The following is a 23,730-nucleotide window of genomic DNA, read 5'->3' on the forward strand; positions in this document are numbered from 1 at the left end:
ACTGCTTTTAACGCAATTCGCCAAAACGCCAAGCCCCCATGTTGCGCGGGGTTCGCGGGAAAATCGGCTGCAACGGCTTGACGCAAAATAACGCATTTTGCATTGCGATAGCGTCGGATTTTGTACAATCATCGCTTCTTATTGGTAAACAGACCATGATCGCCATGATTTCTAGCAAAAGACCTTTATTGACGTCATCGGCTATTCGTCGCCAATTCGTGTGGACTGGTGAGGCCGACACCTTGCTCGGTGCAGCATCGGATCAAACGATAGCGACCCAATTGGGGGTAAGCAAAGCTAGCGTTGGTGGACGCCGTCGCCAGCTGGGAATTGCTTCCTTCTGTACATCACCCCTGGTGTGGACTGCTGAGATGGAGGCACATCTTGGCACCGATCTGGATACCGTCATTGCGAAAAAGCTTGGTGTCAACAGGCAGCAAGTCTTTCGACGTCGCCATCAACTGGGCATTGCTGCTAATCGGCCTTATTCAGAACAACTGACAAACATTGTTGCCAAGGTCGGCTTTCCATCAGTTCTATCTGAGCTATCTGCGGCTCCGACAGAGCGGCATTTTCTTATCGATCAGCTCCAGTTTCGCAGATTTGGTGGCGGCTTTCCTGATTCTGAGGACAAGACACTTACGGTTTACCTGGAACAAGCGCTGGCAGAGGTGTACTCCAAAAACTTGCATCCGCCAGCATGCCCGCATTGTTTTTCTCGCCGGACCATACTGGCAGCTAGGCCGCGTGCAAATGAACCAAAGCCGAGCTTTTTTTGTAAGACATGCGACCGACGCTTTAACCGTCTGACCGGAACTCCGCTGGCGCGCTTACGCTATGCAGAGCTGATGCCAGCATTTTTCCGACTATTGTCGCAACAATTGCCGTATGAGGACGCCGCCCGACGCCTCAATGTTTATGTGCCGCTGATACGGAACTGGGCAAAAAAAATCCGGCAATGGCTGCTGCAACTCGATCCTTCTGGTGAATGGGAAGCAAAAGTTCGTCTTGGGATCAAGCTGCGTCCCCATCTCCGTTGTCCGCGTTGCGACGTCCCTGGCGAAAAACGGTTCTTCGGACGAGATGCTGTCCACGGTCGAAAGCTGTTATGTCCGGCTTGTAACACTTCTTTTAGCGTGAAAGACGCCGAACGTCTGCTACAGCAAAAAGTGAGACTGGAGGTGCTGTATGACCCTGGTAAAGCAGAAGTTGATTCCGAAGCAAAGAATTCTTAGCTCATGCTTCTATTGGTTTGTTGTTATTACACAACTAATTGGTGTGAATACATCCGACCAAAAGTAAATCTTTGCAAAATTTCATGCAATTTTGCGAGGTTGCAATATCTAACAATTAAGTTTTAACTACAATCCTTCTCTCATAGCGCGCAAAGAAAGCAATAAAAATGAGGGAGAGCATCTTACCGGGCAAAGATGAGGGGCATTTGCCGGGCAATGTGCAGGACAGCGGTATTGCATCGTTGACGGTTGTGGCGCAGTTATCGGGCGTAGCGGCGAGTGCAGAACGCCTCAAACACTTGTCAGGCAGCTCGGATCGCGTCGACGCGATCACCTTGGTGCGCTTGGCGCGCCAGATTGCGCTCAAGGCCAGGCTCGTCAGGAGCCAATCCCACCGACTTGCCCAGACGCCGCTGCCGGCTATCGCTGAACTCAAGGATGGCAGTTTTATCGTTCTCGCCAAATGCGCCAACGGTGTTCTGCTGCACGACGAGGTCCAGAAACGCACCTTTCAACTCCCTCTGACCGAATTCGAGCAGCTTTGGTCTGGCCGGCTGATCCTGATTACGTCGCGCGCCATTTTGTCGCAGGGCGGCGGCAAGTTCGATGTGTCCTGGTTCGTTCCCTCTATCGTCAAGTACCGCAAGCAATTGCTGGAAGTGCTGGCCGGCTCCTTCTTCCTGCAGTTGTTCGGCTTGGTTTCTCCCTTGTTCATGCAAGTGGTGATCGATAAGGTGTTGGTGCATAAATCCATGTCTACATTGGATGTGCTGGTATTCGGCCTGGTCACCATTTCAGTGTTCGAAGCGTTGTTGGGCGGCCTGCGCACTTACGTCTTTAGCCACACCACTAACCGAATGGATGTCGAACTGGGCAGTCGCCTGTTCAACCATCTGTTGAATCTTCCGCTGGCCTATTTCCAGGCACGGAGGGTCGGCGACAGCGTAGCGCGTGTCCGCGAGCTGGAAAACATCCGCAACTTCCTGACCGGTAATGCCTTGACTGTCGTGATGGATTTGCTGTTCACGTTGGTTTTTTTTGCGGTGATGCTGTCCTACTCTGGCATCTTGACGCTGGTGGTGTTCATCTCGCTGCCGTGCTACATCGCGTTGTCGGTACTGGTGACGCCGGCGCTGAAATCTCGCCTCAACGAAAAATTCCGCCGTTCCGCAGAAAATCAGTCCTTCCTGGTCGAGTCGGTGACCGGCGTCGAAACCATCAAATCGATGGCGGTCGAGCCGTTGATGCAGCGCCGCTGGGAAACGCAGTTGGCCGGCTACGTGTCGATCGCCTTCAAAGCCTCGAATCTCTCCAATGCCGCCAATCAGGTCGCATCCCTCATCAGCAAACTGACCACGGCTGCACTGCTATGGTACGGCGCCAAACTGGCCATTGACGGCACGCTCTCGGTTGGCGAGCTGATCGCCTTCAATATGCTGGCCGGTCGCGTCAGTGCCCCCGTATTGCGCCTGGCACAGCTCTGGCAGGATTTCCAGCAGGTGCGGCTGTCGATGGATCGCTTAGGCGACATCCTCGACAACAAGGCCGAGTCCAGCACGTCAGGCGGGCAAACCTCGATGCCTACCGTCAAAGGCGAAGTCGTGTTCGATAAAGTGGTGTTTCGCTACCGCCATGATGGTCCTGAGATCCTGCGCGGCCTGTCGCTGACTGTGAAGCCGGGTAGCGTCACCGGTATTGTCGGCCCCTCCGGTTCCGGCAAAAGCACTCTTACCAAACTGGTCCAACGTCTTTATTCGCCAGAGCGCGGGCGCGTCTTAATTGACGGTATGGACCTGGCGGTACTCGATCCGGCATCGCTGCGCCGGCAGATAGGCACCGTGCTGCAGGAAAACATGCTGTTCAAAGGGACGGTACGCGACAATATCGCGTTCGCTTCACCAGGCATGGAGTTCGATAAAGTGGTCGAAGCGGCAACGCTGGCCGGCGCCCATGAGTTCGTGCTGGAACTGCCGCAAGGCTATGACACTGAGCTCGGTGAGCGTGGCAATGGTCTGTCCGGTGGGCAGCGGCAGCGCATTGCGATTGCCAGAGCGCTGGCGACCAATCCCAAGATTCTGATTTTTGATGAAGCGACGTCGGCGCTGGATGCAGAATCCGAAGCCATCATTCAGGGCAACATGCAACAGATTTGTGCCGGCCGCACCGTCTTTATCATCGCTCATCGGCTGTCGGCAGTACGGATTGCCGAGCGCATCATCACCGTCGAAAAGGGCGAGATTGTCGAAGAGGGAACGCACGACGAATTAATTCAACGCCGCGGTGGCCGCTATGCGTCCTTGTGGCAGCACCAGACGGGGTATCTGCATGTTGCTTGATACCTTGCGCCATTACTGGGACATCGCCCGCGCTTCGCTTGCCGAAGAAAAGGCGCAGGGCGCGCCGATCAAGCGCCAACGGGATGAAGTTGAATTCTTGCCAGCAGCGCTGGAGGTGCTGGAGACGCCGGCATCGCCAATCGGACGTAGTCTGATGTGGGTCTTGATGATTTTGTTCGCGATTGCGTTGATCTGGTCGATCATTGGCAAGGTCGATGTGGTCGCCGTGGCCCAGGGCAAGATCGTCCCCAATGGGAATAGTAAGGTGATCCAGCCTTTGGAGGCAGGTATCGTCAAGGCGATCCTGGTCAGCAATGGGCAACACGTCAACGCGGGTCAGGTAATGATCGAACTTGATCCTACGGAGGCCGCTGCCGATGTCGGCAAATCGCGCACCGCACGGATTGATGCGATGTTGACCGCCAAACGGGCGCAAGCGCTACTAGATGCGCAACGCGACAACAAACCACCGCAACTCCCGCCCATACCCGATGCCAGGCCAGAGCGGCAACACGACGTGCAACGATTGGCCGAAGGGGCGTTCATTGAATACCGCAGCAAACTAACGTCGCTGCGGGCCGAACTGCAAAAGCGCGAGCATGAATTGCAAACGACCCGGCAAAAGATTTTAGGGGTGGAGCAGACCCTGCCGATTGCGCGTGCTGAAGAGACTGACTATCAATCGCTGCTGGGACAGAATTATGTGCCGCGCCACGCCGCTCTGGAAAAGCAACAGACCCGCATTCAGGCGGAACAGGATCTGGCCTCGCAACAAAGCTACGCACGCCAACTCGCAGATGGGATTTCCGAACAACGGCAAGACATTGAGACTGCGATTGCGCAGTTCCGGCGTGAACAGTTGGATGCGCTCAATCAGGCACAGCAGCAATTGGCGCAAGTGCAGGGTGATGAGGCCAAGTCCACACAGCGGCAAACGCAGACACATCTTAATGCGCCTGTATCCGGTACGGTTCAGCAATTGGATATTCACACGGTGGGCGGCGTGGTGAAACCGGCGCAAGAGCTGCTGGTCCTTGTGCCTGACGATGCGGGTCTGGAGATCGAGGTGCAAATCCTGAACCAGGACATTGGATTTGTGCGGCCTGGACAGGATGCTGCCATCAAGCTCGATGCTTTTCCATATACCCATTACGGTACGCTGCCAGGCAAGGTGATCTCGATTTCGCAGGATGCTGTCAAAGATGACAAGCTGGGCTTGATTTATCCGGCGCGCATCAAGTTATTCAAAGCCACCATCGTTGCCGATGGCAAGACCGAATCCTTGACGCCGGGTATGGCAAGTTCGGTGGAGATCAAGACGGAGCAGCGGCGGATTATTGAATATCTGCTGACGCCGTTGTTGAGGTATCGGAGTGAAGCGTTACGGGAGCGATGATCCGTTCGTGGGGTGGTATTCACGAACTGCAATGCTTGAAATTGATGTCCTATTTACTGTCTGTCATTTGGCGACAGAAATTCTTCATTTAAAGAATTTTTAGATTTTTCAATCACAAGTTATCGGGGCTACACATGCGGAAACGCTATTTCAAATTCTTGATCTCTTCTTTTTTTGTCATTGGGGCGACGTTCGCTACGGCTCAAGAAGCGCCAATGGATGTAGTGGGTAAGAGTATTGTTTCGGCGTTTCAAACGGGTAACGCTAAGGTTCTTTGCTTGAATTCGGATTCGTCGCTTCCAGTCATTCGAAAGAGTGTAGAAGTGTATCTATCCGAACATAGTGTGGAACCAAGTGCAGAAGTAGTGACTAAGGCTGTCTATTCATTGTTCCCATGTCCATTTTCTCCTTACCGTACAGAACTGCGCCCAGCTACGGCAAAGGACATTGAGGGAGTTTGGCTGTATCCGGAGGCGTCCCAGAAACTCAGGTTTGGCCCTCAATCTCCGATGTGGACAAAGCTCGCTACACCTGTGAAATGTGAAGTCGTTGCCTATTATCCTGGAGGTGAGTATCGCAACGCACAAGCTACAGGTCTGATGCCATGCCCTTTTTCGAACGCTAAAAACATGGACGCATCTCGCTTAAATCCCAGAGTAATCTCCTGGAAAATTATCAGGGGCGGCATCGTAAAGATATTCAGAACAGACGTTCAAGATCACATTGAAGAATGGGAAGTGTTCACTGTAGATAAATCTTTTGAAATGGCAGGAGTTCAGTTCAACGCAGGCGATCTTATTACATATCTCAGGCGGGAACGTGGGAACGATTTCAATGTTGCGACGGTATTTCGTCACCTTCAGCGCCTGCCATGATAACGCCGACGCTTTGACCAAGCAGGCGCTCTGTATAACAACGGTATTCAGCACAAATTTAATTTTCTATAGGCGTAATTTCATGAAAATACTTATCTCAAAATTTTCACGCTGGATAGCACTATTCGCGATCACTTCTGCTCTTGTTGCTTGCGCAATAGAGCCGAGGGTGGTTGATCATTCTTTTGCATTTGATGCGATTAGAGATAGTCCAGAGATTGAAGTTCTCGATTATCGCTACGGTGATTCGAAGCTGGAGGGGGCAAAAAATCCAGATTGGGTACGTGCGGAAGGGAGGTCTCTGCAGATGGCCAATACAAACGGCCCTATGCGTATTGGGGACTCGCTTTATGTAAAGTGGCGTCTCAAGAGTACGGGCGAGATCTACCAGGATACTGTCGATCTACGTCGTCGATTGCCATCGGATATGAAAGATCAGCGAATTTATTTCATTGTCAAGGGATCGCAATTATATGTTTATCTGATTTTAGAAAAAAATTTGGACCCCAATCCCTGCATGTTGAAAGGTGATCCCAGAGCATTGGCGAGAGCAACTCATAAGCCTGACGATATAGTTTTTGCGCTGTATTGCTTTGAAAAAATAACTCCTATTTATCCTGATCAATCTAAAAATTAATTATTTTTCTCAAGAGGGAACCATAACATGACGACCGTTGCAGGCACACTCACTAGTACCCAAACTCAACAAGCTCAACAACAGGCGAACACCATTGCCGGATCTGCGTCAAAAATCGTATCGGGTAATCAGTTCGTCTTCTTTGCTGCATTCGACGGGACAAATAATGATAAAAATAATGTGCCGAGCGGAGCGCAAAGCACCAATGTGGCGCAACTAAGTGACCAGGCGACTTCAGCAGCACTAACCAATCCTAACCTTAAGGTCGGTTACTACGCGGGTCCAGGCACGGCAGGCTCACTTACTGGTTCGTCGGCTGTATCGACCCAAGTGACACAGGAGGCCATCAATACCGCAAACAAGGCATACAAGGAATTCTCTGTTGCAGCTTCGGCATGGCTGGGTAACAACCCAGGAGGTTCCGTGACTACCGCCATGACTGCTTTCAGCCGCGGCGCTGATGCTGCTGCGGTGTTTTCTCAATTGCTGTACGAGCGTGGACTGACCGACCCTTCTACTGGTGCAATTTTGATCCCCCCGGGAAAAGTCGGTGTATCTGCAGGTGTCATTTATGATCCTGTTGAGACTGGCATGTCGGGCAATATGGTGTTTGCGCCTAACGCTCAGAATTTGGCGATCATTCGCGCCGACAATGAGTACCGATACTTGTTTAAAGCTGCCGACTATTCGGCACAACCGGGGGCAACAACATTCATTTTTACAGGAAATCATTGTGATATTGGTGGAACCTATGATAATGGTCTGGCCGGTTTGACGCTTCAGGCTGGTACGGGTTTTTTGCAAAATTCCGGACTCTCGATTTCTAACGTACCTGTCTCGCGTCAATTTAATACTAGCGTACCTCCAGATGTCCACACCGAGGCGATCGATCCCTCTAACAATCAAGTGTGGAGTACCTATGGCACCTATGGCGTATACACCGGTCAGCGCCTAACCAATCCGGTAGAAACCCTCCCGACCGTTTCCAGTACCGTAGACACGACGACGACGGCTTTCACTGATTACACGGGTAATGATATTTCCTATGCTCAGACCAAGAATGCGGCTGGCATACAAAACTCCATGACCATCAAGGATTATTTTAATGGTACGACGACGACTAAAATTGATCGCGATACAAACAGCGATGGCAAGTTAGACCAACTCGAGAACATCAAAGTTGACACGCCAGGCAATAAATCCGACGATCTCACAAATCTGAAAAGCGATGGCACTGCTCAGAACGAGCAGGTCACTAATACGAGCGCGACAGGCCAAGTTACAGCCACTATTTCTGGCACCGGCGCCGCTGCTTATCTGAACAACGCCATCATCAGCCTCGCGGCTGGTGCGCAAGCAACCATTAATGGCAATGGAGACGTTACCAGCGAGATAGCCAATAGCGGCGCTTTCCTTTCTGTCTTTGGACAAAATCAGACAGTCAATGGCAATACTGGTTCTAATTTGGTCAACTTGGGTGGTGCCAGCACCAGCGCGACGGTGAATGGCGGAGGTTCCGTTGGTATTTGTGGCACAAATCAAACTCTGACAGCGACCGGGTCGACCGTCAATTTTTCTGCAGGTGGTTTTGCCACTTCAGTCAAAGGAACTAACGACATCATTAACGAATGGGCCAATAGCGGCGCTTATATTGGTGTGTGGGGCCAAAATCAAACCATCTACGGCGTTAGCGGCAGTAGCCGAATCGATTTGAACAATGTAGGCACCAGCGCGACAGTCTATGGCAGCGGTAGCTCCGTTGGCATCTGTGCGAACAACCAAATTTTGACAGCAAATGGCGAGACAGTGAATTTTGCGGCGGGTGGTTTTGCTACTTCCGTCAAGGGCAGTAGCGACATCATCAACGAATGGGCCAATAGCGGCGCTTATATTGGTGTGTGGGGGCAAAATCAAACCATCTATGGTGTCAGCGGCAGCAGCCGGATCGATCTAAACGATGTGGGCACCAGTGCGACGGTCTACGGCAGCGGTAGCTCAGTGGGTATTTGTGCGACCAACCAAATTTTGACGACCACAGGAGAAACCGTTAATTTTTCTGCTGGAGGTTTTTCAACCTCAATCAAAGGGGCCAGCGATATCATTAACGAAGCGGCCAATAGCGGTGCCTATCTGGTAGTTCAAGGACAAAATCAGACCGTTAATGGTGACAGCGGCAGTAGCCATGTTGATCTGGCTGGCAACGGCACCACTGCGACGGTTAACGGCAGCGGCAGCTCTGTCGGTATTTTTGGAAACAACACCACGTTGACGACGAGCAATGAGACCGTCAACTTCGGCGTGGGTGGCCTAACAACCATCCTCTACGGCAACGGCGACACAACCAATTTTTGGGGTAACAGCGGTGCTTACCTTCAGGTCTCAGGACAAAATCACATCATTAATGGTGACACTGGTAGTAGCCACGTAGATTTGTTTGGCGCCGGCACTAGTGCAACGGTCAATGGCAGCGGCAGCTCTGTTGGGATTTTTGGAAACAGCACCACGCTGACAACAAGCAATGAGACCGTCAACTTCGGCGTGGGGGGACTGACAACTTACCTATACGGTAACGGCGACACGACCAATTTTTGGGGTAATAGCGGCGCTTATTTGGTATTGCAAGGGCAAAATCAGACCGTTAATGGCGACACCGGCAGTAGTCATGTCGATCTGACTGGTGTCGGCACCAGTGCTACGGTCAACGGCAGCGGTAGCTCGGTCGGTATCTTTGGAAATAACACGACCCTGACGACGAGCAATGAGACCGTCAACTTCGGCGTGGGTGGCCTAACAACTTCCCTCTATGGCAATGGCGATACCACCAATATTTGGGCCAATAGCGGTGCGTACCTGGCTGTCGGAGGACAAAATCAGATCATCAATGGCATTAGTGGCAGTAGCCGAGTCGATCTAAGCGGCGCGGGTACCAGTGCGTTAGTCAATGGCAGCGGTAGCTCCGTTGGTTTCTGCGCGACAAACCAAACATTAACGACCACGGGTAGTCAGACTATCAACTACGCGGCGAACAATTTCGTTACGTCGCTTAATGGTGCCTATGACACGGTTAATGGTGGGATAGGCGAACAGCTCTCGCTTAACGGTGGCCACAATACACTGAATTTCGGTACAAGTTCCTCGCTCGCCGTCAATGGAGATAATGAGACCATAGGGATGGGGACAGGCTCATCGCTGTTCGCCGACGGCGCAAGCGATACGATCAATGCATCAGGTAGCGCAATCGTTTTGGGAAAAGCTCTCCAAGGCAAGGTGGTCTACATTAACGGTAACAACAACATCATCAACGCTGTGGGGAGCAATGGAGTGAACTCGGAGTTCTTTGTGACCGGAACTGGCAACTATATAGAGACCAATGGCTCCACAGTGCATTGTCTGGGTGGGAATCAATCTAGCCAATATAGCAACACGGTAGTCGGCGCATTTAATACCACTAACGGGAAAACCACCGGTTCTGCTCCTAATCTCGGTGGTACTGTGCCTCTTCTTCCTGGGAGTGTTGATCCAACAGGGAGCGGTGTGACAACCTACTCTGTGCCTACTCCTGTCGTGACAGTAACGCCTATTGATCCGATTATTTTGAATTTGGATGGCCATAAAGTCCAAACCACTGACCTTGTCACATCGACTGCCTACTTCGATATGCAGAACAATGGCAAGAAGGTGCATACCGGTTGGGCTACTGCAGGTGAAGGTATGTTGGTCTACGATCCGACCAACACTGGCACGGTGACGAGCGACGCCAATCTGGTTGGTGGTTTTGGGGCGCTCTCGGCATTAGCGCATCAGACCGGTGGTGTACTTGATGCAAGTAATTCATTGTGGGATAAATTGAAGGTTTGGGTGGACCCGACTGGTAACGCCAATTTCCAGCAAGGCAAATTGGAGTCACTGAAGCAATTGGGCATTGCTTCCATCAATCTGGATTCGACCGCTGAAAAAATCAACAGCAATGGCAATACGATTCTTAACGATACTACGTTTTCCTGGAAAAACGGGAAGACAGGCGATATCGCCGGCGTGAGTCTAACCTTTGATCCGAGCACAGTTGCGAGCACCAATACAAAGACTGGCGATGCAGCTAGCAGTGCGCCGCAAGCCTTGTCTGGGTCGTTGAATCACCTGATTCAGACTATGTCAGCTTTCACGGATGGTAATACCGGTATTGATGCGAATGCCTCATTTGCTCATCTCCACCATGAGGTATTTCAAGTGGTTGCGCCACAATTTTCCCGGCACGTCTAAACAGCATCGTCAGCACGTCCCGGTGAGTAATTGCCGGAGATTGAATCACCTCGCTTGTTACAAGCGAGGTGATTTTTTGTATTTTTATATCACGTGATTTCGCATACCAAAGAATAATGAAAGCATGAACAGCAACTGGAACAATGTGTTGGCAGGTAAGGAAAAATTGAGCCGGCGCATCCTATGTGGCGTGACGGTGTGCACTTTAAGTTGTATCGGTGTCGGACAAAGCTATGGCTTTGATATGGGCCCAAAAGACCCACTGCGACAGTTCAATGATGTACCCGCAACGCCTGCCAATCAAATGTTCGATCCGTTGCGGGCTTCGGATGTGTGCGGGGACGATGCAAGGACGGAGTTGACGTTGCTTGACATCGTATCAAGTGCTTTGTGTCACAACCCAAAAACCAGGGAAGCGTGGACCAATGTCAAAGTACAAGCCGCGCAGGTAGGGATGAGCAAAGCAGCTTATTTGCCCACGTTATCCGGGACTGTGCAGGCGGCGAAAGATAAGATAACGAATCATGGCACAGCAGAAAATCCGTTCTATAACCAATCCAACAGTAGTTACCAAAACGCCGCCCTGACGTTGAATTGGGTACTGTATGACTTCGGTGCCAGATCGGCCAATGTGGATTACGCTAAAAGCATGCTGACGTCTGCTTTGGCAAATCAAGATAGCGCCTTGCAGACGGTGTTTGCCAATACCGTCAAAGACTACTACGCAGCCGTTGTGGCACAAAAGAATGTGCAAGCAACGCAAGATATTGAGGCCGACGCCAAGCGCGTCTTAGATGCCGCAGTAGTGCGTGTGCATCGCGGTGTTGCAGCTATTAGCGATCAGTTGCAAGCCCAGACAGCATATTCCCAGGCCACATTCAACCGCAACAAGGCGGAAGGTGATTGGTTATCTGCACTTGGCTTGCTGGCGATTGATATGGGGCGACGTCCAAATCGCACATTGCACCTGGTCGAATCGGATAACGTTGCATTGCCGGATACCACCTTTATGCGGTCCGTCGATGAATTGCTGCAAACTGCTCAGGAGAGGCACCCTTCACTAGTTGCCGCACGGGCCGATCTGGCGGCGGCACAGGCCAACGAAAAGGTGATTCGCGCGCAGGGACGGCCAACGATCAGTTTTGTCGGTAAATATAGCTATAACAATCAACCCCAGAGTTCCGGTGTGGGTCAACAGTATTTCGGCGAGACCAGCCGGGATCGGTCTATTGGGATACAGATTAATATTCCGTTTTTTGAAGGTTTTACCAGAACCTATCAAATTCGCGGTGCGCAGGCGCAAGTCGAAGGGAAAGAAGCCAGTTTGACCGATGCCGAATTACAGGTGGCGTCGAGCGTTTGGACGAATTATCAGGCATTGAAGGTGGGAACTGACAATCTGCGCACTAGCCAGGAAATTCTTGACAGCGCTAATCTGGCGTTCGAGGCTGCACAGGCGCGCTACGCAAGAGGAGTGACCGGCATCCTGGAATTAATCAACACCCAAACTGCGTTAGCCAATGCACAGCAGCAGCGGATCGCCGCATTAGCGGGATGGCAGAATGCACGAATCCAACTGGCAGCGAGTTTAGGTGACCTGGGTCTGCCGAGCTTGCGTTAGGCATCCGCTATCAATTACTTGCATCAACTATTTATAAAATATGAGACCAATTACATTGCAAGTTTTACTTACTGCTGCAGCATTTATTTGCTTGAGCATGTTGACTAGTGCACGCGCCGATGGACCAGCATCTGAAGCAGGGTTTCGACCTGAAACATCGATGAATGAGAAAGTGCTCAGTATTCCCGGTGACAGCACGAGGCCGGTGGAGTTGCAAGCAACCCTTTACACGCCAAATGGTCAGGGGCCATTTCCGCTCTTCGTGATGAATCACGGCGCCGATGGGAGTGTCAGGCCCGAATTGCAGACTCGCTTTCATCTGACTTTTTCCGCGTATTATTTTTTGTCACGAGGGTATGCAGTAGTTTTGCCGATGATGCGCGGTTATGCTGGTTCGGGTGGCCGCATGGAACACTACCGATGCGACTATGAAAACGTTGGTCGGAATAATGCTAGGGATATTCGTGCCGTAATTGACTACATGGCATCACAACCTAATATTGACGGCAATCGTGTCGTGGTCGCTGGTGAAAGTTTTGGAGGCTGGAACACGTTGGCATTGGGTACGCTTCATGATCCTCGCGTCAAAGGCTTGATTAATGTTGCGGGGGAATGGGTTCATCCGATTGCCCTAAAGTAGATGTCGCACTGGCACAAGCTGCAAGAGATTATGGCGCGGATACAACAGTGCCGTCCATCTGGTTTTACGGCGACAACGATAAGGTGTTTGCACCCGCAACCTGGCACGGCATGTATGACAGCTACACGGCCGCCGGAGGAAAAGCAGAGCTGGTGGCGTTTGGCAATTTTATGCAGGATGCGCATCGATTGTTGGCATTGCCAGAAGGGTTGGCGATCTGGACGGGTAAGGTCGATGCTTTTCTGGACGAATTGGGCTTGCCGAGCAAATCGATTTATCCAGAATACCTGCCGGCCGCGTATCCTCCGTCATCAAATTATGCTGCCATTGACGATGTTGACGCCGTGCCTTACTTGAATGAGCAAGGTAAAGAATTCTATCGACGGTTCCTGAAAAAGCCGGTGCCGCGTGCGTTCGTTGTCGACCCGGCTGGTTTTGCTTCGTCATTCTCGGATAGTTATGATCCGCTTGGGAAGGCCTTGCGTAGTTGTCAGCAGCAAGCGCAAAATTGCTGGGCCTATGCCGTTGACGACCATGTTGTCTGGACCCGACCAACACTTACGCCGGCCCCTACACATTTCGCCGCACTGCAAGATGTCGGCGCAGTGCCGTATCTGAACGAGGCAGGGCGGCGGGGTTACCAGCAGTTTCTGACTATCCGCAAGCCACGCGCTTTTGTGATTGCTCCGGATGGCGGCTGGAACGCGGTATCGCTGGGTATCGATCCGGTTGCCGTTGCATTGCAGACCTGTTCCAGGTCACATCAAGGTTGTCGATTGTACACGGTCGATAATGATGTGGTTTGGTCGGTACGATGAGGATAGCAGAAAAACAAATGCTGTCATTATGTTGTCATTCTGGAGCCCAATCAGCCCCAAAACACCCCAATTAATGACAGCACTATATTTCTAAGTATTTGATTTAAAACGAAATATTGGTGGAGGCGGCGGGAATCGAACCCGCGTCCGATAAATTAAACTGCCATGTCCTATTCCGTTCAGCAAGACTCAATGTCCTAAGCTAAGAAATGAAGAAAATTTCTCGTCCAACACATCATATTGATCGGATATCCAATCCTTAAGCACTCTCTGAGCTTCGACGTTGGCTGAACGTTTCTCACCAACAGGAAGCTCTTTGAGTTCCACATCCAAAGATTGCAGTTTCAGCAACTTGCGATAGAGATCTTTGTTCAGATACACGTCGATGTCGGCGCTCAGCAGCCATTTCGCTTCTCTTGTCTTGGCGAGGGCCTTGTACAGATCTTCGGTTTTAACTACACCGCTCGTTACGATCGAGCCGATCAGTTGACGAACGGCATCATACACAGCAAACCGCTTTTCAAAAAGATCCAACTTCAGCTTATTTTGCGCCGTTCGCCACTGTCTATAAGCAATCGCGACGCCTAGCACCGCTACGATGGGTACCAACAAAGCCGACAGATATGTGGTCCAGTGTGGGGTGCATATCATAAGCAACTGCTCGATGTTCGTAAAATTTATATTTTACAAGCCTACGGGTATCAGAAGGTGCTGTTTTTGTAGCGATCTAGATAATAGAAATGCGAATGCTACGAATTTGCTACAGCAAACTGAGAGAGCCAGAATTGGCGCGGGGTTTCAGTCTCATTCCACGCCGTGAACTAATGGGTAGAACTAAACATTCGGCCACAGGGCGGCAATGTAGGAAAGCTCTGCGTCAACCATGGGTTTTGAGCGCGCAATATTTGAACCCAGCGTGTGGAGCTTCGCTTTTCGAACGTCCAGTATTGCCACTAGATCGGACGATTGAGCAATTGATCGTAGTGCGATTTCCATTAACACAGTCGCCGGATCAATCCTAATTTTATGGAGCTGCTCGTCTTTTAAGTAGAGCTTTATAATGTACCGCTGACCATTAACGATAAGTCCAAGCTCTGGATTTACCTTTACAACTACTCCAGCATGTTCATAGCTGGATTTTGGCGGATCAAACCACTCTATTTTTTTGTATCCCCACCATTTTCGATACCCTTCGATTACCTGATCATAGCTGCCAATTTTCTTTGCATCGGTAATCTTTGCAAGGATTTTGTCCAGTGCCTTTCGATCATTGCCCTCTATGTGCAGAGCAATCAGAGCTGAGCGAAGAGGGCGGTAGAAGTCTAGTGACGGGTGATATGGCGGGCGGTTCTTGATTTGCGCAACCTTATTCATTTTGGTCGATCCTGCTCGACATATGACATCGACTGCGTCAGAAAGTGTTACGTCAGGCATATCAAGCCTCTTAGGTGAAATGGCTAGCCACAACCTTAGTGTAGAACATTATTTGTTGCTGCATATAAATATATTGACTGATGATAGTTTGCCTGAAAGGTGCACTATCCTTTTGTTGTCGTTATACAATAATTGCTAAGTTGCTATGAAGTGATTTGCATAAGCAAAACCCACTAGCCGGGGCTGTAAATTCCTGCGACTGCCCAACAGCGAACAGGCCAGCGAGCGCGCCGACTGCTGATAGGCTCTGAAAAAAAATACTGGCACTGCCAGAGAGTTTCCATAAATCAACGCCGGATTAATGGGGGTTTTGCGGAGCAGTCACAGAATTGCGGAGCGCGATAGGCAAATAAAAAAGCACCTGCTATCACTAGCAGGTGCTTCCATACTGCATATTACTGGTGGGCCCCCCAGAGTCGAACTGGGCACCAACGGATTATGAGTCCGCTGCTCTAACCAAGCATGAGCTAGGGGCCCAATTCCTCAGGGCGCTGCCATGTGTACTGACGGTGTCGGCACTGCCTAACCAAACACAACAGCATCTCAAAACTAATTTCGTATTATAGAAAAATACCGCAGCTAAGGGTAGTCGAATTGCAGTGAATCACCTAAAAAATACTGGGTGCTTCACCGCAAATCTCAATTCCCTTCGAGGAAGCTCTTCAGTTTGTCGGAACGGGAAGGATGGCGCAGCTTGCGCAGCGCTTTAGCTTCTATTTGACGAATCCGTTCGCGTGTCACGTCGAATTGCTTGCCGACTTCTTCCAGCGTATGGTCGGTCGACATCTCGATACCGAAACGCATTCGCAATACCTTGGCTTCGCGCGGGGTCAGCGAATCCAGAATGTCCTTCACCACGCCGCGCATCGATGCGTGCAATGCGGCATCGGCCGGCGCCAGCGTGTTGTTGTCCTCGATGAAATCGCCCAGATGGGAATCGTCGTCGTCACCGATCGGTGTTTCCATCGAAATCGGTTCCTTGGCGATCTTCATGATCTTGCGGATCTTATCTTCCGGCATTTCCATCTTGATCGCCAGCGTTGCCGGATCCGGCTCGGCGCCGGTTTCCTGCAGGATCTGACGCGAGATGCGGTTCATCTTGTTGATCGTTTCGATCATGTGCACCGGAATCCGGATGGTGCGCGCCTGATCGGCGATCGAACGGGTGATGGCCTGGCGGATCCACCATGTCGCATAGGTCGAGAATTTATAGCCGCGGCGATATTCGAACTTGTCGACCGCTTTCATCAAACCGATATTGCCTTCCTGGATCAGATCCAGGAATTGCAGGCCGCGGTTGGTGTACTTCTTCGCGATCGAAATCACCAGCCGCAAGTTGGCTTCGGTCATCTCGCGCTTGGCCATGCGCGCTTTCTTTTCGCCGGCGCCCATCTTCTTGTTGATGCCGCGCAGGTCAGGCAAAGGCAGCACGACGCGCGCCTGCAGATCGATCAGGCGTTGTTGCAGTTCCTTGACCGCCGGTACGTTACGGGCTAGTACGGTGCTGTAGGCATGGTTGCCGTTGACTTCGCCGTCGACCCAGTCCAGGTTGGTTTCGTTGCCCGGGAAAACCTTGATGAAATGCGGGCGCGGCATGCCGCACTTGTTGACCGCGACGTCAAGGATCTGACGTTCGATCTGACGCACTTCATCGACCTGGCCACGCAGGGTGTCGCACAGTTTTTCGACGACCTTGGCGGTAAAGCGGATGCCCAGCAATTCGTTGGAAATGATTTCCTGCGCCTTGACGTAAGGCTTCGAGTTGTAGCCTTCCTTTTCAAACGCCTTGCGCATCTTGTCGAACTGAGTCGAGATGGTTTCAAACTTACCGAGCGCATCGCGCTTCAGCTGTTCCAGCTGTTCCGCCGAGAAGCCCGCAGCGCCGGATGTCGAACTGGCGTCATCTTCTTCTTCGTCTTCTTCTTCCTCTTCTTCGTCTTCTTCGCTGTCTTCGTCGGCAGCCGGCGCAGCGGCGCTGGCGGCCAGCGCTTCATCGGTCTGGTTAGGATCCACCAGGCCATCGACGATTTCATCGATCTTGATTTCGTCCTTGCTGATTTTTTCAGCGGCCAGAAGAATTTCGGCGATAGTGGTCGGGCAGGCGGAGATTGCCTGGATCATGTCTTTCAGGCCGTCTTCGATACGCTTGGCGATTTCGATTTCGCCTTCGCGCGTCAGCAACTCGACCGAACCCATTTCACGCATGTACATGCGGACCGGATCGGTAGTGCGGCCAAAATCGGAGTCGACTGTCGACAGTGCGGCTTCTGCTGCGGCTTCCGCGTCGTCGTCGCTGGCGACGGTCGCCACGTTATCCGACAACAGCAGTGTTTCCGCATCCGGCGCTTGTTCGGAAACCGCGATCCCCATGTCGCTGAAGGTACCGATGATGCCTTCGATGGCTTCCGGATCGATAATGTTTTCAGGCAGGTGATCGTTGATTTCGGCGAAAGTCAGGAAGCCGCGCTCCTTACCCATCTTGATCAGGGTCTTGAGCTTTTGACGGCGCGCTTCGAGTTCTTCTTCACTCGCTTCTGTATCGGACGAGAAGGCGTCTTTCAGCAAGGCCTTTTCCTTGGCTTTGCGATCCTTGGCCTTGGCCTTGTCGACGGCTTTCAGCTCAGCGCGTTCGACCGCGTTGAGTGCCGCGACTTCGTCGTTCTCAGGCTGGAATTCTTTTGGCTTGCGACCACGACGTCCAGGTACCTTAACCGACGGCAGGATGTAGCCGGAGGTATCGATCGCCGCCAGGGTTGCGGCATCCGTGGTTTGACTTACGCCTGATCCAATCATCACGCTGACGTCGGCTTTAACAGGAGCCGCCGCTACATTTTTGGCTGATTTGACGACTTTGAGTTGTGGTTTCTTGTTTGTCACAGGGGCTTTCGATTTCACAGATACTGGTTTTGCAACAGTTCTTGACGCTTTTGTGGTCGTTGCAGTTGCTTTAGAAACTACTTTCTTGCTAACAGGCTTACTGACAGGCGGCGATGTTTTGGATGAAGCGGCCGTTTTTTTAACGGGGGACTTCGGTGTCGAGGAGGAGGCGCTTGGCCTGGCCGTAGCCGGCTTCGTATTCTTAACGGGAGATGTCAGGGATTTTGCGGGTCTCTTCATTGCATTCGCCATGGAATCAAATACCAATCTGGTTACACTGATTTGCGCTATGGGTGCCGCTGCCTGTCTCTGTCCGTTGTCGAGAAGCTTAAATCGCTGACAGAATCCTCTGAGCACCGGTTCTTACTACTTTCCTCACTACCTTCCTATCCATCTAAATCAATCTGGTGCTACTATCAATCGAACGCCAAAATCGCGCTCAACTTGGCAAGCTCTAAGGCTTTGAATCTAAAGCCTTTAATTATAGCATATGGAGGTGCCATCCTCCAATGCAAGCGGCCTTGCGACGCCGCCGGATTTTCTGTTTTTGCCTCGATGTGCTTGTATTTTAAGCACTTTTTAGCGCAAATTCATTTCGCTCTCGGCCTCGCGGCGCAGCTGTTCTTGCTTTTGCATCAATTCACGATAGCGATTGCGGGCTTCTTCCGAGCCCAATCCGGTCGCTGCCAGCTGATCAAGTTCATCCTTCAATATCTTCATTTTAGTCTGGCGAATCGCGCCCGCCAGTTCTAATCGCGCGGCTTCCGTTTCCGATTCCGATTCCGCCGCTATTTCCGCGATCAGCGTTTCAAAATCCTCGCCGCCTTCGCGCAAATGCTCAGCCAATGTTGCAAAATTTGCCTGGTCGCCCATTTCGTGGCTGGCGGTGATCAGGCGCGCCAGCATTTCCGCGCGGTCCGGGGCAAAGTTCGCGACTGCGTCCAGCGCTGCATCGTCCAGTTCCGAGGCGAAAGCCGGATGCGCCACCAGCAGGCGGATAATCTGCCGTTCCAGCCCTACCGGCGCCTGGCGGTTGCTGCGCGGCGGCGCGCGGCGCGCAGCAGCAATCGGCTTGCTCAGTTCAAACAGCGATTCTATTTCGCTAGGCGTCGATTGCGTCAGCTGGGCCAGGCCGCGCACGATTTGCAATCGCAGCGAGGAGGGCGGCATCAACTGCAGCAGCGGCTTGGCATCGTACTGCGCCCGCGCACGTCCTTCGGATGTGCTCAGATCGGTTTCGCTTGTTACTTCGTTCAGCAAAAACTGTGACAGCGGCATGGCGTCATGGATCTGGCGTTCAAACGCTTCCGCTCCCATTTCCCGCACAAAGCTGTCGGGATCGTGTTCCTGCGGCAGAAACAGGAACTTGATGATCTTGTTGTCGGTGGCATGCGGCAGGCACGCATCCAGCGCGCGCCGCGCAGCCTTGCGGCCGGCGCGGTCGCCGTCGAAACTGAATACGACGTGGTCGGTCTGGCGCAAGAGCTTATGCACATGGGTCGGCGTGCAGGCGGTTCCCAAGGTGGCTACCGCCTGCGGGAATCCCAGTTGCGCCAACGCCACCACATCCATATAGCCTTCGGTCACCAGCACATAGCCGGCGTCGCGGATTGCCTGGCGGGCCTCGAACAAGCCGTACAGCTCGCTACCCTTTTGAAATAGGGGTGTTTCCGGCGAATTCAAGTACTTCGGTTCGCCGCTGTCCAGCACGCGTCCGCCAAAGCCGATCACCTGTCCCTTTGTGTTGCGTATAGGAAACATTATGCGATCGCGGAAGCGGTCGTAGCGCTTGCGGTTATGGCCTTCTTCGTCGGTACGGTCGATCACCAGGCCGGCTTCGACCAGCGCCGTGACTTCATAATCGGGAAATACCTGGCGCAAGCTGTCCCAGTTGTCGGGGGAATATCCCAGGCCGAATTTGGCCGCTACTTCACCGGTCAGGCCGCGCCTCTTCAGGTAGTCGACGGCATTCGGCGCATTGCGCAGCTGCTGCCGGTAAAAATCGCAGGCAGAGCTCATGGCATCTGACAAGGCCAGGCTTTTTGCCTGGTATTCAGCCCGTTGTGCAGGCGGAATCTTGTCGTCGTTGTCCGGCACCACCATGCCTACGCCTTGCGCCAGGTCTTTCACTGCTTCGACAAAGCCTAGGCCGGAATATTCGATCAGAAAACCGATTGCCGTACCGTGGGCGCCGCAGCCAAAGCAGTGATAGAACTGCTTGGTAGGACTGACCGTAAAGCTGGGAGATTTTTCGTTGTGGAAAGGGCACAAGCCCATCAGGTTGGCGCCGCCTTTTTTCAGCTGCACATACTTGCCCACCACGTCGACAATATCGACGCGGTTGAGCAGGTCCTGGATAAACGATTGCGGGATCACTTGGACTCGACGGCAGGCAGGGCTATGGCAGGAATATCAGGCGTTCAGGCTTGGCTGAGTGCGGCTTTTATCAGTGCCGAAACCGCTCCCATGTCGGCGCGGCCGGCAAGTTTCGGTTTCACTATGGCCATGACCTTGCCCATGTCCTGCGGGCCGGCTGCGCCGCTGGCGCTGATGGCGGCGGCAACTTCAGCCTGGATTTCCGCTTCGGATAGACCAGCGGGCATATAGGTGGAAAGAATCGCCAGTTCAGCTTTTTCGATATCGGCCAGATCCTGGCGGCCGCCGGCTTCAAACTGGCTGATCGAGTCCTTGCGCTGCTTGATCATTTTTTCGATGATCGCCAGCACATGGGTATCGCCCAGTTCGATACGCTCATCGACTTCTTTTTGCTTGATGGCTGCGGTGATCAGGCGGATGGCGCCCAGCTTTGCAGTTTCCTTGGCGCGCATCGCGGCCTTCATGTCTTCGGTAATCTGTTCTTTCAAGCCCATGCAGTTCTCCATTCGGTGGTGTTTTCCATTGTAGACGGGAAAAACAAAATTGCTGGATTGTTATGCCGGTTGCGCGGCGCAATGCTATCGTTATTGCTGCCATTCACGAAGTGGAAAACGGCAAAACCCGCTGCGGAGCAACACCGGAGCGGGTTTGTAACGCAATTCAATCAACCGCGCTGAGTGCGGTGAAGAATTAATGCAAATATTAGTACAGTTTCTTCGGCAATTGCTGGCTACGAATGCGCTTGTAATGACGTTTCACAGCAGCTGCCAGCTTGCGCTTGCGCTCAGCTGTTGGCTTTTCGTAAAATTCACGTGCACGCAACTCAGTCAGCAGACCTGTTTTTTCAATAGTGCGCTTGAAGCGACGCATCGCAACTTCGAAGGGCTCATTTTCTTTAAGACGAATTGTGGTCATGTAAATTCAAACCAAGTTTGTGTAGGGAAGAGCGAGATTATAGCCGGGAAAACGAATAAATGGAAGTGTTATCCCCGCCTGTCTGCATATTGCCGTTTATTTGCAACAGCAGTCCTGTTTAGCGTGATGTCTTGGGGCGATTGCGATCCAGAAACACAGCCAGTACGACCCCGATAAGTGCTCCGAGTATCAAGCCGATGACGAGAAATATCGACAATTTCGGGGAGGCGGGGCCTGCGGGAGCGTAAATGGCATCGACGACCATGGTTGGGAAAGTGTTGGTTTTTGTATGCAGATCTACCAATGCCGCGCGTTCGACTGTCAGACCGCGAATTAGCTCATCTTGCTTGGATGCAATGTTGCTTGCGAGGACGCTTGGTTCGAATTTAATCCCATTACCTGAAGCAGAGGCACTTTTCAGAGTGGCCTCAACGCGTACTTTTTCTGCTTCGGCTTCCGTCATCTGGCGGCTATTGACGGCAAGTCTGTCGTCGAGATTTTTAATGAGCGGCGCCAGGCGGTCGTCATGCATTTTAATCAAAGCAAGTATTGCTGCGTTCAAGTAGTTTTTCGCGTTTTCCTGGGAAAAGGCTGTAACTGTAACGTCCACAAAATTGGTGTTTTTTCCGGGTGTCGCTTTAAGCGTTTTGCGCAGGAGGCGCGTGCGGCTATCTGTGGACTCATCCAGCGGCAGACCTGCCGAGACCAGAGCCTGATCTTGCAACTGGCGCTGATTAAAGCGTTCTGCTGCTTGTGCTGTCGATTCGATCAAAGTGGTTGGGTTAACTGGCAGTTGACCAATTTGTAGGGTTGCCGAGGCTTTCCATTGTGGGGGGGTTATGCTCCAGAGTCCGCATGCCGCGGCGATCGCAACGACAATGCATACCAATAGCAGTACCCAACGCCGTTTGATACTGGTCCATATTGCGCTGAGCTCAATCAGCTCAGCGTCTTCGATTTGGCCGGAATTGTTGTTGTTTGAGAAATTATTTGGCATGGGAGTAGATTATTGAATCAGTATGGTGAATTTTATTATTGTTATTAATTATTAGATATTATCTTACAGTAACAAAAATTCAATGGACAGTAGTTCTGAATTTAAATTGCAAGCCCCGCCGCAGTGGCAGATGCCCAGGCCCATTGAAAGTTATAACCGCCGAGCCAGCCGGTGACATCGACCGCTTCACCGACAAAATACAAGCCCGCTATTTGATTGGACATCATGCTCTGCTGGGATAGTTCCCGGGTGTCGATGCCGCCGAGAGTAACTTCCGCCTTGCGGTAGCCTTCGGAGCCGCTCGGCTGGATAGCCCAGCGGTTGATGGCTTCTCCCAAATCCCGCAACAGGCGGTCGGGAGTGTCGGCCAGGCGGGCCGCCGGGTCAAGTTTATTTGCTTCGATGATGCCTTGTGCAAGCCGCGTTGGCAGCCATTGCGCGAAGACATTTCCCAGATTTTTTTTAATCGAGGATTTTCCTTCTGTTAGTAATTTGGAAACATCAACTTCCGGTAAAAGATTGAGTAGCAGTGGCGTCCCGCTCTTCCAGAAGCTGGAGATTTGCAGGATCGCCGGACCGGAAAGGCCGCGGTGGGTAAACAGCAGGTCTTCCTTGAATTCGCCTCGGCTCTTTTTATCGCCGGCGGCGACCTCAACCGGCAGCGCAATCCCGGCCAGCGGCAGAAACGGTTGCCATGCGGCGGAATCGAAGGTCAGAGGCACCAGTCCGGGTTGTGTTTCAACCACGCGCAGATCGAATTGGCGGGCGATGCGATAGGCAAAATCGGTGGCGCCAATCTTTGGGATGGACAAGCCGCCGGTAGCGATGACGACATTGCTTGCAAGTATCTCTCCCGCACTGCTGTCGATCCGGAACAGCTCGCCGTTCTTGCCGATATTGGCGACGCTGCAAGGCATGCGCCAGCTGACGTTGCCCAGGTCGCACTCGGCTTTGAGCATGGCGATGATTTGTTCAGAGGAGTCATCGCAAAACAGTTGTCCTTTGTGCTTTTCGTGATAGCCGATCCGATAGCGCTTGACCAGGCTGATGAAGTCTTGCGGGGTATAGCGCGAGAGGGCGCTTTTGCAAAAATGCGGATTTTGCGACAAGAAATTCTGCGGTCCTGCATTGATATTGGTGAAATTGCAGCGGCCGCCGCCCGAGATGCGGATTTTTTCCGCCAGCTTGGCGGCGTGATCAATCACAACAACCTTTTTCCCACGCTGTCCGGCGATCGCGGCGCACATCATGCCCGCTGCGCCGGCGCCGATTACGGCGACATCAAATTGTTTTTGCATCGATCTTAATTAAGT

General features: G+C 52.2%; 18 protein-coding genes and 1 tRNA gene. 10 read left to right on the forward strand and 9 right to left on the reverse strand.

Annotated features, from left to right (window positions below):
- Positions 1–155: 155 nt before the first annotated feature.
- The 9 genes from BCF11_RS16415 (at position 156) to BCF11_RS16450 (ending at position 13,818) form a co-directional block, all read left to right on the forward strand.
- Positions 156–1,235 carry a DUF746 domain-containing protein gene (locus BCF11_RS16415; protein WP_158229210.1) on the forward strand — a complete coding sequence of 360 codons (1,080 nt, stop codon included), beginning with the start codon at positions 156–158 and terminating at the stop codon, positions 1,233–1,235.
- Positions 1,236–1,402: 167 nt separating this feature from the next.
- The gene (locus tag BCF11_RS16420; RefSeq protein ID WP_098495684.1) at positions 1,403–3,571 is read left to right on the forward strand and encodes a type I secretion system permease/ATPase; all 2,169 of its coding nucleotides are present in this window, start codon (positions 1,403–1,405) and stop codon (positions 3,569–3,571) included.
- Positions 3,561–4,967 carry an HlyD family type I secretion periplasmic adaptor subunit gene (locus BCF11_RS16425; protein WP_158229211.1) on the forward strand — a complete coding sequence of 469 codons (1,407 nt, stop codon included), beginning with the start codon at positions 3,561–3,563 and terminating at the stop codon, positions 4,965–4,967. The genes BCF11_RS16420 and BCF11_RS16425 overlap by 11 nt, the downstream gene beginning before the upstream one ends.
- Positions 4,968–5,101: 134 nt before the next feature.
- Complete coding sequence (locus BCF11_RS27605) at positions 5,102–5,842, forward strand: hypothetical protein (protein WP_143751343.1); 741 nt, start codon at positions 5,102–5,104, stop codon at positions 5,840–5,842.
- Between the two features lie 82 nt (positions 5,843–5,924).
- Entirely contained in the window at positions 5,925–6,479 is a 555-nt protein-coding gene (locus BCF11_RS16430; protein WP_143751344.1) for a hypothetical protein, read from the forward strand.
- Positions 6,480–6,506: 27 nt separating this feature from the next.
- Positions 6,507–10,739: a hypothetical protein gene (locus BCF11_RS16435; protein ID WP_098495687.1), complete on the forward strand. Its 4,233-nt coding sequence runs from the start codon at positions 6,507–6,509 to the stop codon at positions 10,737–10,739.
- 124 nt (positions 10,740–10,863) lie between these two features.
- A complete protein-coding gene (locus tag BCF11_RS16440) occupies positions 10,864–12,360 on the forward strand; it encodes a TolC family protein (protein ID WP_098495688.1) in 1,497 nt (498 codons plus the stop codon).
- Positions 12,361–12,415: 55 nt separating this feature from the next.
- Positions 12,416–13,000 carry a S9 family peptidase gene (locus tag BCF11_RS16445; protein WP_158229212.1) on the forward strand — a complete coding sequence of 195 codons (585 nt, stop codon included), beginning with the start codon at positions 12,416–12,418 and terminating at the stop codon, positions 12,998–13,000.
- A complete protein-coding gene (locus tag BCF11_RS16450) occupies positions 12,973–13,818 on the forward strand; it encodes a hypothetical protein (RefSeq protein WP_143751345.1) in 846 nt (281 codons plus the stop codon). Before BCF11_RS16445 ends, BCF11_RS16450 begins: the two co-directional genes overlap by 28 nt.
- Positions 13,819–14,007: 189 nt before the next feature.
- On the opposite strand, the gene BCF11_RS16455 is transcribed toward BCF11_RS16450, so the two are convergent.
- The 4 genes from BCF11_RS16455 to rpoD form a co-directional block, all read right to left on the reverse strand.
- A complete protein-coding gene (locus BCF11_RS16455; RefSeq protein ID WP_098495691.1) occupies positions 14,008–14,469 on the reverse strand; it encodes a hypothetical protein in 462 nt (153 codons plus the stop codon).
- A gap of 183 nt (positions 14,470–14,652) precedes the next feature.
- Positions 14,653–15,192, reverse strand: a complete 540-nt coding sequence (locus BCF11_RS16460; RefSeq protein ID WP_233212507.1) for a hypothetical protein — start codon at positions 15,190–15,192, stop codon at positions 14,653–14,655.
- A 459-nt stretch (positions 15,193–15,651) separates the two neighbouring features.
- Positions 15,652–15,729, reverse strand: a tRNA-Ile gene (locus BCF11_RS16465).
- Positions 15,730–15,891: 162 nt separating this feature from the next.
- Positions 15,892–18,129, reverse strand: a complete 2,238-nt coding sequence (gene rpoD, locus BCF11_RS16470; protein WP_233212508.1) for an RNA polymerase sigma factor RpoD — start codon at positions 18,127–18,129, stop codon at positions 15,892–15,894.
- Here rpoD and BCF11_RS28345 point away from each other — a divergent pair.
- Complete coding sequence (locus tag BCF11_RS28345; RefSeq protein ID WP_233212713.1) at positions 18,086–18,469, forward strand: hypothetical protein; 384 nt, start codon at positions 18,086–18,088, stop codon at positions 18,467–18,469. The genes rpoD and BCF11_RS28345 overlap by 44 nt on opposite strands.
- 239 nt (positions 18,470–18,708) lie before the next feature.
- On the opposite strand, the gene dnaG is transcribed toward BCF11_RS28345, so the two are convergent.
- The 5 genes from dnaG to BCF11_RS16495 all read right to left on the reverse strand — a co-directional run bounded on the left by dnaG (position 18,709) and on the right by BCF11_RS16495 (position 23,715).
- Complete coding sequence (dnaG, locus tag BCF11_RS16475; RefSeq protein ID WP_098495693.1) at positions 18,709–20,505, reverse strand: DNA primase; 1,797 nt, start codon at positions 20,503–20,505, stop codon at positions 18,709–18,711.
- Between the two features lie 44 nt (positions 20,506–20,549).
- The gene (locus BCF11_RS16480; RefSeq protein ID WP_098495694.1) at positions 20,550–20,999 is read right to left on the reverse strand and encodes a GatB/YqeY domain-containing protein; all 450 of its coding nucleotides are present in this window, start codon (positions 20,997–20,999) and stop codon (positions 20,550–20,552) included.
- A 208-nt stretch (positions 21,000–21,207) separates the two neighbouring features.
- Positions 21,208–21,420, reverse strand: coding sequence for a 30S ribosomal protein S21 (rpsU, locus tag BCF11_RS16485; protein WP_005665410.1), 213 nt, complete (start codon positions 21,418–21,420; stop codon positions 21,208–21,210).
- Between the two features lie 118 nt (positions 21,421–21,538).
- Entirely contained in the window at positions 21,539–22,417 is an 879-nt protein-coding gene (locus tag BCF11_RS16490; RefSeq protein ID WP_098495695.1) for a Wzz/FepE/Etk N-terminal domain-containing protein, read from the reverse strand.
- A gap of 101 nt (positions 22,418–22,518) precedes the next feature.
- Positions 22,519–23,715 carry an NAD(P)/FAD-dependent oxidoreductase gene (locus tag BCF11_RS16495; RefSeq protein ID WP_098495696.1) on the reverse strand — a complete coding sequence of 399 codons (1,197 nt, stop codon included), beginning with the start codon at positions 23,713–23,715 and terminating at the stop codon, positions 22,519–22,521.
- Positions 23,716–23,730: the final 15 nt, after the last annotated feature.

Source organism: Collimonas sp. PA-H2 (assembly GCF_002564105.1).
In the GTDB taxonomy this organism is placed as follows: domain Bacteria; phylum Pseudomonadota; class Gammaproteobacteria; order Burkholderiales; family Burkholderiaceae_D; genus Collimonas.

What these genes read in the sequence shown, in the direction of transcription:
- BCF11_RS16415 (WP_158229210.1), top strand. Translation starts at nt 156, where the DNA reads ATGATCGCCATGATTTCTAGCAAAAGACCTTTATTGACGTCATCGGCT.
- BCF11_RS16420 (WP_098495684.1), top strand. Translation starts at nt 1,403, where the DNA reads ATGAGGGAGAGCATCTTACCGGGCAAAGATGAGGGGCATTTGCCGGGC.
- BCF11_RS16425 (WP_158229211.1), top strand. Translation starts at nt 3,561, where the DNA reads ATGTTGCTTGATACCTTGCGCCATTACTGGGACATCGCCCGCGCTTCG.
- BCF11_RS27605 (WP_143751343.1), top strand. Translation starts at nt 5,102, where the DNA reads ATGCGGAAACGCTATTTCAAATTCTTGATCTCTTCTTTTTTTGTCATT.
- BCF11_RS16430 (WP_143751344.1), top strand. Translation starts at nt 5,925, where the DNA reads ATGAAAATACTTATCTCAAAATTTTCACGCTGGATAGCACTATTCGCG.
- BCF11_RS16435 (WP_098495687.1), top strand. Translation starts at nt 6,507, where the DNA reads ATGACGACCGTTGCAGGCACACTCACTAGTACCCAAACTCAACAAGCT.
- BCF11_RS16440 (WP_098495688.1), top strand. Translation starts at nt 10,864, where the DNA reads ATGAACAGCAACTGGAACAATGTGTTGGCAGGTAAGGAAAAATTGAGC.
- BCF11_RS16450 (WP_143751345.1), top strand. Translation starts at nt 12,973, where the DNA reads ATGGGTTCATCCGATTGCCCTAAAGTAGATGTCGCACTGGCACAAGCT.
- BCF11_RS16455 (WP_098495691.1), bottom strand. Translation starts at nt 14,469, where the DNA reads ATGATATGCACCCCACACTGGACCACATATCTGTCGGCTTTGTTGGTA.
- BCF11_RS16460 (WP_233212507.1), bottom strand. Translation starts at nt 15,192, where the DNA reads ATGAATAAGGTTGCGCAAATCAAGAACCGCCCGCCATATCACCCGTCA.
- BCF11_RS16480 (WP_098495694.1), bottom strand. Translation starts at nt 20,999, where the DNA reads ATGGGCTTGAAAGAACAGATTACCGAAGACATGAAGGCCGCGATGCGC.
- rpsU (WP_005665410.1), bottom strand. Translation starts at nt 21,420, where the DNA reads ATGACCACAATTCGTCTTAAAGAAAATGAGCCCTTCGAAGTTGCGATG.
- BCF11_RS16490 (WP_098495695.1), bottom strand. Translation starts at nt 22,417, where the DNA reads ATGCCAAATAATTTCTCAAACAACAACAATTCCGGCCAAATCGAAGAC.
- BCF11_RS16495 (WP_098495696.1), bottom strand. Translation starts at nt 23,715, where the DNA reads ATGCAAAAACAATTTGATGTCGCCGTAATCGGCGCCGGCGCAGCGGGC.